Consider the following 11,050-nt stretch of genomic DNA (forward strand, 5'->3'; position numbering starts at 1 on the left):
GCCGCGCCGCATCGGTGAAGGATGAGTGGGCGAACCACCGGGGAGGCTCAGCGCGCGCGCCGCAGCTCCGTCGCGCGTCCTTCGGCGTCGAGCAGGCAAACCTCCTCGCGAAAGTCCGCCCAGCAGCCTGCTCGGGAGATCGTTGGTACCGCCGTCGCTCACGAACATCGCCGCACAGGCCACGCCTGCGTTCAAGACCGCCAAGGGAAGCGAAGCGACCCAGCCGGCGCGGACCTTCGTGCCAGAAACGGTGCGCGGGGAGCGCGAGATACTCCAGTGCCGTGATCTGGCCCCCGGCGCCCCCGAGCCTGAGCCCGACCCACTGGTAGTTTCAAGACGTAGCCGGCAAACCGTTGCCCACCGCAATCTGACGCTCCGTCCCCGACGGGGCCAATTCGAACCTTTCACGTCCGTGTCGCCCGCGCTGCGGTCATTCGGCGACGAGTCGCGCCTTGGCGCAGCTCGTGCACCCCTCGTGCATTCCCGCAGCGCGCAGAGCCAGGCTCTGCTCGCTCAACATGGAGCATGACAATGAACGAGAAGATCAAGCCAAACGACACGGTCCAAGACGAGAAGAGCACGGAGAAGCAGAAGAAGGTCGAGAAGAAGGTCCCCGTGATCATCGAGCTCGGCGAGTCTTCCCTTTCGGACGTCGATGGCGGGATCGTCGCCTACCGCTGCAAGGAAGCCTGACGCGTGACGGAGCGCCGGGCGATCGCACGCGAGGCCCGGCGCTCCATCCGTTCGAGCAGGCAAGGAGCAAGGCGACCATGAGCCGAACCTCGGAACGTTGGAGTGCAGACGAGATTTTCTGCGACGCGCGGGCCTACGATCTCGCCTTTGCGTGGGACGTGAGCCGCGAGCTCGACGTCGTTCTCGCGATCGCGAACGTCCGCTCCGCGGACGGGCCACTTCTCCTCCCCGCGTGCGGCACCGGCCGCTACGCTCTCGCGCTCGCGGAGCGTGGCTTCGACGTCGACGGCTCCGACATCAACGACGGGATGCTCGCGATCGCGCGAAGCCGACCGCACCCACGAGCGCGCTACGTCAACGCGGACATGACGCGCTCACTCGGCGACCGGACCTACGCCGCCGCATTTACCTTCACGAACTCGTTCCGATACATCCTCGACGAAGACGACGTGGCCGCGCACTTTCGCGAGATGCACGCCCGGCTCCGGAGCGGCGCGACGTACGTGATCGACCTGGGGCTAACGATGGGCCACAAGGCACACGGCGCGGGCGCACGCTGGACGGTTCGCTACGACGACTGCGTGGTTCGAGCGACATGGTCGCTCGTCGCCGTCACGCCCCCGCTCTCGCTCGAGCGAGCGCGCATCGTCGTCGAGAACGTCGACGGAACGACCAACGAGGTCACGTCTGACCAGCCGCAGCGGGTGTGGTCGCTCGATACGCTCACTCGCGCGGCGGAGGCCGCTGGCTTCCGCGTGCGAGCCCATCGCACCAACGGATGCCTCGCGGCGCCGCCCGTTGGCGACGGTCGCTTCTACGTTGCCCTGGACCGTCTCGGAGGCCCCGAATGAACACGCGACTTCGATTGTCAGACGCGTTCCACTACTTGATGAACGAGGCGAACGACCGAGCGTACGTCCTCGATCGCGCGGGCAAACGGTCGGCGTCGGTGCTCAACGGCGACGCCTTCGAGCTCCTCGTCGGCAGCGACACATCGTGGCAGGACGACCCAGAATTTGAGCAATTTCTGCTTGGCGCCAAGGCCGCTGGTTGGTTGACCGAGCGGGTACAGGCCACCGACCCCGTGCTCCGTCGCATCCGCCGGCGACATCACCTCAAGCGACTCCAGTACGAGGTCAACCTCGTCTGCAATCTGGAGTGCGCGCACTGCTATTGCTCGTCGTCGCCTCGCGCATCGCAGGGCATGCCGACCGAGTTCGTGCTCGACGTCGTCCGCCAGGCGGCCGAGCTCGGCGTTGTGCACTTCGACGTCACGGGCGGCGAGCCGCTGGTACGCCGTGACATCATGGAGATCCTGCGCGCCATCTCGGAGCGGGGGATGATCCCGGGCCTCTACAGCAACGGAACGCTGGTCACGCCGGAGAAGGCGGAGCAGATCTTCGCGGCGGGCGTCCGCTGGGCGCAGGTGTCGCTGGACGCTCGGACGCCGGCGCTCCACGACGAGCTGCGGGGAAAGCCCGGCGCCTTCGATCGCGCTGTAAACGGGATTCGCGCGCTGAAGGCCGCCGGGGTCCGCGTTCGAGTAGCCGTTTGTCTCAGCACCCGGAATGTCCACGAAGTGGACGAGATGGTCGCCTTCTTCCGCGACGACCTCGACGTGGAGGTGGGCCTCGATCGAGTCATTCCCGCCGGTCGCGGATGCTCATCGGAGCGGCCGCTCGCGATCGCGAGCGCGAAGTACTACGAAATCATTCGCCGCCTGGTCCGGCACGGGCCGGTGGCCGGGAAGGCGTGCGACGCCATCGGACGAGAAGACGACGCGTCGTCAGTCGAGCCGAGCTGCGGCGTCGGGTCGAGCTACCTGTTCTTGAAGCACGATGGGCGCGCGGCGCTGTGCCCAACGATGACGGAGGCCGAGTCGCCCGACTTCGTACAGGCCGATCTTCAGACGATGTCGCTCGAAGACGCGTGGGAGCGCTTTCCCACTTTCGAGCGCTACCGGGGAGTGCAATGCGAGAACGCCACGGCGTGCCCGAGTGGCAAGCGTTGCGCTGGAGGATGCCGCAGCAACGCGTACCTCCTTCATGGCCGGGTCGACTCTCCCGACGAGCTCAACTGCAACATTCACAAGAACGAAGGCCCCGGCTATCGCGCGATGCTGGACGAATACGAAGCGCTCCGCGCGCAGGGCAAGATGCCGGCGCGGAGGCCCCAGTGGGACGTTCCGACGGCCCCGCGCCGCTCGCTGCGGGTGGTCGCATGACAAGCCCGATCCACGTGGCAGCCTTCGAGGGGACCTCGCGGGTCGCCGGAATCGCGCTCGGTGCGCTCCGTCTCTTGACGGCCCTCCGCGAGTGCTCCGGCGCGATGCTGGACGCCCCGGGCGAAGCCTCGTCACGACTCGCCACCTACTTCGAGTCTCCCGTCATCGTCCGCGAAGTCACGAAAAACTCGGCGATGGTGTGTCGCAAAGTTCGCGCGGCGGCCGAAGCCGGCAACTGCCGACTGCTCCTTGGCGGTGAGCACCTCGTCACCTTTCCGGTCCTGGAGGTGATGGTGAAGCGTCACCCGGGCCTCAAGCTCGTCGTGCTCGACGCGCACCACGACGCGTACCCCCACCCAGTGCTGAACCACTGGAGCTTGTTCCACTTCGCCACGCGCGAGCTCGAGATCCCGACGCTGGTCGTCGGCGCCAGGCACGAGCTCGACCGGGCCGACTCGGCGTGCCAGATCCTCTCGGCCGACGACGTGCGCGAACGGGGTGTCGATGCCGCTCTGGACCGCATCGGTGACTTCGTGGGAGGTGCTCCCTTCTACTTCAGCGTAGACGTCGATGTCGTCGACCCCAGGACGCTGCGCGCCGTTTCGGACCCGGTGCCAGGCGGGATATCCGGCGACGAGCTCCTGGCCCTCGTGAGAGGCGTCCTTGGCCGGCAGCCGGTGGCGATGGACGTCGTGGAGTACAACGCGCTCCGCGATCACGACGCGAGCGGGCTCGCCGTCCTCCGGCCCATGCTCGTTGAGGTTGCACGATGGCTCGCATGAGCACGTTTCGCGTGGCGCCAGACTTGTTGATCGACCGTCACCACCGGGGAGCGATCGTCATGGTAGGGACACGCACCTTCGCGCTCGACGAGCGCGCGATCGGGCTCGTCGAGCGCGTGCAACGAGGGGAGGCCATCGGGCTCTTGCACGCGGAAGCGGAGATCGCCGATGGCCTCGTCGCGAGCGGCGTCCTCTGCACACCGGGAGAAGCCTCGTGATTCCTCCCCATCGCGCCATCTACGACGCCGCGCACCTCTACGAGCTCGCGTTCGACTTCCGCGATTTTGCGGCCGAGGTCAGGTTCCTCGAGGACGCGTTCGTCTCGCGCCGTGGTCGGCCGCTTCGGTCCTTCTTGGAACTCGCCGCCGGCCCGGCGCGTCATGCCATCGAGCTGGGAGCGCGCGGCATCGACGTGGCGGCCCTGGACCTGTCGCCGAGCATGCGCAACTTGGCGCTCCTTCGCGCCGCGGAGCGAGGCGTCTCGCTCGACTACACGCTCGGCGACATGGTCGCGTTCGCCAGAACGCCGCGCGTGGACCTGGCTGCGAACATGCTCAGTTCGGCGACCTACATCCTCAGCGACGAGCGTTTCGTGGCGCACCTCCGTGCCGTCGGTGCGGCACTCGTCGCGGACGGCATGTACGTCATCGAGCTGCCGCACCCTTCCGGGCTCGAGGGCCGGTCGACCGTCCAGGAGTCGTGGACGGTCTCCCGCCCTGCCGGCGTGATCGACGTCTCGTGGTCCACTGGCTCCACACGCGGCTCGATCTCGACCTGCGTCGCGCGGATGAACTTCCGCTCGCCCACCGGAGCGGTGCTGGAGATCGAAGACGAGGCGGATGAGCGCATCTTCCGAGTCGAGGAGATCGAGCGTTTCGCGGCGGCGTCGGGGTGCTTCACGGTCGAAGCGGTGCGCGGCGCGCTACGCGAGGACACGGCCCTGGACGAACCGGCGGCGTGGCGACTCGTGGTGATCCTGAAGAAGACGGCCCCCGTGGCCGCGAGGAGCACGTTGGAATGAGCACGGCAAACGCGATGGCGAAGTCAAGCACCCACGCCGAACCAGTCCACGAGATGCGTTACGCACTCGCGTCGACGCCTCTCTACCGCTTCCTCGGGGATGGGATGGTTGAGGTGCACACGACCAAGAAACTCCTGGTGCCTCGCGAAGCGTTCGATGTGCTGATGCTCTTCGCCGAGCCGCTCACCGTCGCCGAGGCTCAGCGGCGCACCCCGGGTTATTCGTACGACGATGTCCTGGCGATCGTAGGCATGTTGCACGACCGCGAGCTCGTGGTCCCGGCACCGGCCGCACACATGGCACCGATCCCGGAGGACACCGAAGTCGACGGCAAGAAGTTCGCCGACCTCTTCCGCCGTGACGTGTTCGACGCTTCCGGGGCCTTCGCGGGGATCGCGGAGCACCTCGCCGCAGGCCGCGCGATAGTCATTCCCAACGCGCTGCGTCCCGCAGTCGCGGACCAGCTTCACGATGAACTCTACCGAGATGACGTGAGGTGGCAGGTCGTCGAGGAGTTCGATCAGATCAGCCACTTTCGCTTCCGCAGCCTAGACTTGGAGCGCCACCTCCCGCCAGCCGCGCTGGCGGTGCGGTCGTTGGCGCGCGCGCCAAGCACCAAGGCGATGATGGAGCGCCTCTCGGGGCGCGACTGCAGCGGGCATCTGGAGTTTAGCTCGAGCTGGTACCGCCCCGGCGACTACACGCACCCGCACGACGACGCGCAGTCTCACAGGAGCGTCGTGGCGGTCCTGAACTTGAGCAAGGACTGGAATCCCGAGTGGGGCGGTGGCCTCTTCTGGGCGCCTAACGGCACCTTGATCGAGCCGCGATTCAATACCCTCACGCTCTTCAACGTGTCGCGCGCGGCCGTGCACATGGTCATCCCAGTCTCGCCGCTGGCCCACAAGAAACGCCTCACGCTCAACATGTGGTGGTGCAACCGCTCGCCGCCTCCGCCGATCGACAAGACACACCGAAAACACTCGCGTGCGAACGCGGCGGGGATCACGCCGCACGCCTACGGTGCCGCGGCCATCGAACTCGCCGACGGAATCACGGCGCTTTGAGGGATGAGCAAACCTGGTGCCGCGCGGCTCTTGCGGCACGTCGCCGGACGACTGCCCAATCGGTCCCCTTCTGCTGGAGAACGCCATGGTCGACACATCGATGCACGCGCACCGCACCACGTTGACGCTCGAGGGCGATTCGCTCGCGCCGATGAGCGACGCAGAGCTTCGCCTTGAGTTCGACCGACAGCGAGCGACGCGTGAGGATCGGCCGGTCCGCGCAAGAAAGAGTGTTCCCGAGGTGCTTGAGCAGCTCGAGGCCATCGACGTTCGCCTCGAGTCCGACGGCGCGCCGGTTGCGACGGAGCGTGAGCTGACTACCGGCGCGCTCGAAGACTTGTTCGCGAATCGCACGTGTGCGCTACGCGTGCCGGGGTTCATCGATACGCGCACGTGCAAGGCGCTCACGCGCTGGCTCAACGAGCGGGAACTCAAGACGTGGGGCGGCACTGACACCTCCTACGGGGCGGGCATCCCTGTGAACGCCCTTTCGTGGTCGCCCGAGCGCGCCATGGCCTACTTCCACGACGCGCTGCCATCGGTGCGCGCCTTGCGAAGCGCGTGCGCTCCTGGCTTGGCGCCGGTGGACAAGCTGCGGCTCGAGCTCGACGAGTTATGGCCCGCCGGCGCCAACGTCAGCAGCGACAACCCCTACCGCCGAAAGATGTTGGTCGGGCTCGCGCGGGTGATGAGACCCGAAGGCTTGCTCGATGGACTCTCGAGGCTAGAAGGCATAGTCCACACCGACTCGTCGATGCTGCTCGACGCGGGCCGGGGCTGCTTCAGCGCCAACGCCTACCTCAAGGTTCCTGCCGAGGGCGGCGAGCTCAACATCTTCCCCCTTGCGATGAAGCAGCCGGAGCACGTCCAAAGTCTCGTCGCTGTCGTCGCCTACTTACTCCAGCACTCGTTCGACGGGCCCTACCGCGACCGAGTTCAGCGCAAACTTCACGCCCTGTTGCCAACGCCGACTACGCTTCGGCCTCGGGCCGGTGACCTCATCATCTTGAACACGGGCCGACCGCACGCCGTTCGCGGCTTCGTCCGCGGAGCGCGCGTCTCGCTCCAGACCTTCGTTCGCCATTGCGCCGGTCGGCCGCTCCAGCTCTTCAGCTGACCTCAGCGCCACCACGGACCATCACGGCGCTGCGTGCCCGGCAGCGGGACCGCGGAGAGGGCGGCGCGCGAGCTCGGGCTGCAGGAGAGGACGATGTCAATGAGCGAGCGAGCGGTGGAAGTGTTCGACTTCGAGGGGCAAGGCTTGACGGAGGCGTTTTGGGACACGCTGGTCCGCGACTACTGGGGTCGCCGTCCCGTGGTGTTCAAGAAGGTGCTCGCCGCTCCCGTGATCTCAGAGCAAGGCCTCTTCGACGTCTTCGTGACGGCGTCCGCTCGGCACCTCGCGTCACGTGAGCGCCATCGCCCGGGCAAGAAGCGCGCTCGCGTGAGCTTCTACGGTGACGGCTCGAATGCGCAGGTGCTCGAGGATCACGCCGCGTGGCTCCCGACCGAGCGTGACGGGAGCTTCGGCGCCTACGCGGCCCGCCTGGAGCGTGAACTCGGCTCACGCCAGTGGGGCGCATTCCTGAATACACTCCACCCCTACGCCCACGACCTCTGGCGCGCGTCGCGTGAAATGGTCTTCGCGCTCTTCCAGCGCGTGGGTGCGGCGATGGGACGCGTCGGCGTCGAGTCGTTCATCGGCCCTTACGACTCCACGCCGTTCGGCGTGCACAAGGATCAGGCTCACATCCTCACATTCCCCGTCATGGGTGAGAAGCGGACGCGGCTCTGGCCGTACGCCGGCATCGCCACGCACCTGGGCTTGGGGCATTCCGACAGCGATCTGGAGACCGTGCGCAACACCCCCTTCCGAAAGCGCGTCCCCGACGACGAGCCGCCGATACGACTCATCGCGGGCGTCGGCGACGTCACGTATTGGCCCCCGTCCTACTGGCACATCGTCGATGGGCAGGGTGACCTCAACGCTGCGGTCACGCTCGGGATCGAGGCCAACGACGACCCGATGGCGCTTGCGGCGAAGATTCTTGCCCGCCAACCGCCCTTCACCGAACGGACGACCCCGGTGGCAGATGGCAGCCCAAGGACGAGCGCCCGTCGACTCGCTCACTGGAAGGCGATGGCGCAGGCGTACGCAGACGCGCTGCGGAGCCGCGACCTCGAAGGGCAAGTGCAGGACGAACTCGATCGGCAAGACTCCAACCTGATGTTCGATGGGGCGATCGAGCGGCGCGATGACGTCGTGATCAGACCAGGCGACGTGCTGCTCTCCGACGCCCGGTTTCCCATCCTCGTGCGAGAGAAGGAGGGCGGGCGCGCCTGCTACATCAACGGCAACCGCCTGATGCTCGCGGCATCGCCGGGGCTCGATCGACTCGTCGCCCGCCTGAACGGTGGCGGTGAGCACGCCGTCGACGAGCTTATCGAGCTAACCGTTCGCGCGAGCGATGGCGGGCTCGAAGCTCGCGACGTGCTAGCCGTCTTGACGACGTTCGCGGCGTTCCTCGCGCTAGCCCTTCGACCCCGCTGACGCGTCGCGTTCAGCCGAAGCGTTGCGTGAGATTCTCGTCGAGCAAGTGCAACGCGAAGCGGAGCTCGTCGAGCGTCGCGCTGATCTCGTCGTCGCCCAAGCGATCGACATCAGCCGCAAGCTCGGAGGTGAGCTCGGTCGGCCATTCGGCTTTCGCGAGGGCGAGGTCGGCACGAAGCCTCGACCAATCGACGCTCAAGTTCAGGAGGTCGACGGCGAGCGAATCGAGTGCCTCGGCGACGGCCAGCGTCCAGCGCTGCACGCCCTCGAGGTACATGACGAGCGCAGAGCGAACCCTCGGCTGCGCATCCGCCAGCCACAGGCTCGCGATGACGTCGTCGAGCGACTCGCGGACGTCGGCGATGTCGGAGAGTCGCTCGCCAACGGTCTTGAGCGCCGCGCTGGCGGAAGGATCGTAGGAGCGTCGCTCGAGCTGCGACCACGCGGCCCCGATGCGCTCGCTGAGCGAGCACTGCTGTTCCGCGAGGTTGCCGATGGCACCCTCTTGAGGCTGAAACACCAGGCAAACGCCCGATGGCGCCGGCCCGCGCGCCTCACTCGAAACGTGATGCTCGTCGACCTGTAACGCGCCCATCCTCGTTATACGAAGGCGCCGGCCGAATATTCCAAGCGCCCGAAAGCACCCATGGCCCTAAGTGCTGAAAATTGCGGACAACCGTACCTCTCAGCGCGCGGGCGTCGAGGGACCCCGCCTTCAGAACATCCGCCCCAAGCGCGCACCGCGCGACGCGAGGTCCGAGATCGTCTGACGCGGTACCTTCACGGTGAGCGTGGTGGCGCGCCGATCTCCTGTGCCTTCACCCCGCACGCCGAGCCACAAGGGCATCTTGCCCCAGTCGCCCGTCGGGAGCTCCTCGACGTCGGGGAAGTGCACCGTGCCCGCCGACTGAAGGATGGACATCAGGCCCGAGCTCGGCTTCGCGAAGGCGCGCGCGCCGAAGAACCCGCCGCCGCTGAGCTGAGCCGCGCGAAGCGAGTCGAGGCCCGGCCGCTGCGCGAGCGTGGGACCCTCGCCGCTGACGATGGCGCGAAGCCGCGCCGTCACGAGCGCCTCTTCGAGTCCCCACGCGAGCCACGTGCGCTCGCCGTCGGGCACCACGAAGCCGTGCACCTTGAGCGGCTTGGCGAGCTTCGGCTTCGCCTTCGACTTCGGTGCCGGCTGGTCGCCCCTCCGCGATGGCACCGGCGTGGGCTCATCGATGAGTCGCGTGATCGCTAGCTCGATGTGCAGCGAGTCCTTCGGGAGCTTGGCCGCGGCGGGCACCGCCACCACCTTGAGGGTCGGGAGCGGCACCGCGTCTTTGACCTGCGTGCGCACCGCCTTCTGGAGCGTCGGCCGGTTGTAAGCCGTGACGATGTCCTTCGCCATCGTCTGCACCTCGGCCGCGGGAAGCTCGACGCCCCATACGGACCAACCGCGCAGCTTCTCGAGCGCTTTGGTCTCCGCCTCCACGGCGGCAGCAAGGCTCTTGCCCCCGCGCGTCGCCTCGAGCTTCGTGATGGCGGTGACCACGCCGTCCCAATCGGTGCCCGTCGCCGAGACCCATCCGCGCGAGCCGAGCGACAGGTAGCCGTTCACGGCGCGCTCGAGCGCCTGGGCGTCAGCCGAGGGAATGCCCTGCTTGTCCAAGAGGCCGCGCGCGAACTGGAAGAGGATCTCCTTGGGTCGAGCGAGATCGCGCTCGTCCCAACCGCGACCAAAAAACGCGGCGTCGACATCAGCGGGCAGCTTGAGGAAGGCCGCCGGCGGCGGCCCCGCTTTGTCGGAGCCGGCCGTAAGGATGCGGCCCGAGAGCGACGTGGAGCCGGAGAACGCGACGCGCAGCGAGGCGTCGGCGCCGGCGTCGCTGAGCGAGGCTTCGAGGTTGATGCGCTCGATGTCGCCGCCAAGATCGATGACGTCGCCGACGGCCTCCGTCACGATGGCCGAGAGGCCGGGCACACCGCCGCGTGCGCCGCCCAAGAAGCCCGACGCGAGCGCCGGATAGAGCTGACGTCCCTCCGAGAGAATGCCGCGGAGGGGCGCGCCGCGCACCTCGACCTCAAGATCTTTGGCTACGGCGAGGCGCGTGCGAGTCCGCGTGAGATACGGAGCGAGCTCGCGGAGCGCCGCCTCCGAATCGCTGCACACGAGCCGCGATGCGGCCGCGCCATAGGCCGGGTAGATGGCGCATCGTCGATCGGTGTCCTCTTCCGAGTCCTTCTTGAGGTCGAGCCGCACGACGCCACCGGCGCCGGGGGTCAGGACGAAGTGCTCGCGGAGCTGCGTCTCCGCGTCCGCGCCCGGCTTGAGCGCCGCCGACACGGCCCACGAAGGTTTGGGGCTCATGGCCTTGCCCTCCACCGTCAGGACGAGGTCGAGCGGGTGCGCGACATCCACGATGTCGCCGATGTCCATGTCGGCGAGCAGCTCGCCGAGCTTGCCCGGCTTGGGCGACGGCGTGCCGAGCCACTCGGAGAGCGTCTTCAAGGTCGCCGTGGGGCGGCCGACGCGCGCGATGACGACGACGTTCGCTGGCTCTTTGACGGCGCTTGTGTCGACCGCGCTTGTCTCGAGTGGACGCGCAACCGGCGCGACGGGCGCCGCGGGTGGCGGCGGCGGCTCTCCACCGCAGGAGGCACACGCAAAGGAGAGGGCGACGGAAGACGTGACGAGAGCGCGCGACGCGAAGGCCTTCATGGGTGCCGAAG

11 protein-coding genes are annotated in these 11,050 nt (G+C 67.6%); 9 read left to right on the forward strand and 2 right to left on the reverse strand.

Annotated features, from left to right (window positions below; genetic code table 11):
• Positions 1–531: 531 nt before the first annotated feature.
• From IPG50_19635 to IPG50_19675, 9 genes are all read left to right on the forward strand, one after another.
• Complete coding sequence (locus tag IPG50_19635; GenBank protein ID MBK6694395.1) at positions 532–693, forward strand: hypothetical protein; 162 nt, start codon at positions 532–534, stop codon at positions 691–693.
• 77 nt (positions 694–770) lie between these two features.
• Positions 771–1,544 carry a class I SAM-dependent methyltransferase gene (locus IPG50_19640; protein MBK6694396.1) on the forward strand — a complete coding sequence of 258 codons (774 nt, stop codon included), beginning with the start codon at positions 771–773 and terminating at the stop codon, positions 1,542–1,544.
• Positions 1,541–2,917 (forward strand): radical SAM protein, encoded by a 1,377-nt coding sequence (locus tag IPG50_19645; GenBank protein ID MBK6694397.1) that lies wholly within the window; start codon positions 1,541–1,543, stop codon positions 2,915–2,917. The genes IPG50_19640 and IPG50_19645 overlap by 4 nt, the downstream gene beginning before the upstream one ends.
• Positions 2,914–3,699, forward strand: coding sequence for an arginase family protein (locus tag IPG50_19650; GenBank protein MBK6694398.1), 786 nt, complete (start codon positions 2,914–2,916; stop codon positions 3,697–3,699). Before IPG50_19645 ends, IPG50_19650 begins: the two co-directional genes overlap by 4 nt.
• Positions 3,696–3,917: a hypothetical protein gene (locus IPG50_19655; GenBank protein MBK6694399.1), complete on the forward strand. Its 222-nt coding sequence runs from the start codon at positions 3,696–3,698 to the stop codon at positions 3,915–3,917. Before IPG50_19650 ends, IPG50_19655 begins: the two co-directional genes overlap by 4 nt.
• On the forward strand, positions 3,914–4,720 hold the full coding sequence (locus tag IPG50_19660; protein ID MBK6694400.1) for a class I SAM-dependent methyltransferase: 807 nt from the start codon (positions 3,914–3,916) through the stop codon (positions 4,718–4,720). Before IPG50_19655 ends, IPG50_19660 begins: the two co-directional genes overlap by 4 nt.
• Positions 4,717–5,787 (forward strand): 2OG-Fe(II) oxygenase, encoded by a 1,071-nt coding sequence (locus tag IPG50_19665; protein ID MBK6694401.1) that lies wholly within the window; start codon positions 4,717–4,719, stop codon positions 5,785–5,787. The genes IPG50_19660 and IPG50_19665 overlap by 4 nt, the downstream gene beginning before the upstream one ends.
• Before the next feature lie 85 nt (positions 5,788–5,872).
• Positions 5,873–6,904: a hypothetical protein gene (locus tag IPG50_19670; protein MBK6694402.1), complete on the forward strand. Its 1,032-nt coding sequence runs from the start codon at positions 5,873–5,875 to the stop codon at positions 6,902–6,904.
• A gap of 99 nt (positions 6,905–7,003) precedes the next feature.
• Complete coding sequence (locus IPG50_19675; protein MBK6694403.1) at positions 7,004–8,338, forward strand: hypothetical protein; 1,335 nt, start codon at positions 7,004–7,006, stop codon at positions 8,336–8,338.
• A 10-nt stretch (positions 8,339–8,348) separates the two neighbouring features.
• Here IPG50_19675 and IPG50_19680 read toward each other — a convergent pair whose 3' ends face one another.
• The gene (locus IPG50_19680) at positions 8,349–8,933 is read right to left on the reverse strand and encodes a hypothetical protein (protein MBK6694404.1); all 585 of its coding nucleotides are present in this window, start codon (positions 8,931–8,933) and stop codon (positions 8,349–8,351) included.
• A 120-nt stretch (positions 8,934–9,053) separates the two neighbouring features.
• Positions 9,054–11,039 (reverse strand): hypothetical protein, encoded by a 1,986-nt coding sequence (locus IPG50_19685; protein MBK6694405.1) that lies wholly within the window; start codon positions 11,037–11,039, stop codon positions 9,054–9,056.
• Positions 11,040–11,050 lie beyond the last annotated feature (11 nt).

It is taken from the genome of Myxococcales bacterium, assembly GCA_016703425.1.
Classification (GTDB): domain Bacteria; phylum Myxococcota_A; class Polyangia; order Polyangiales; family Polyangiaceae; genus JADJCA01.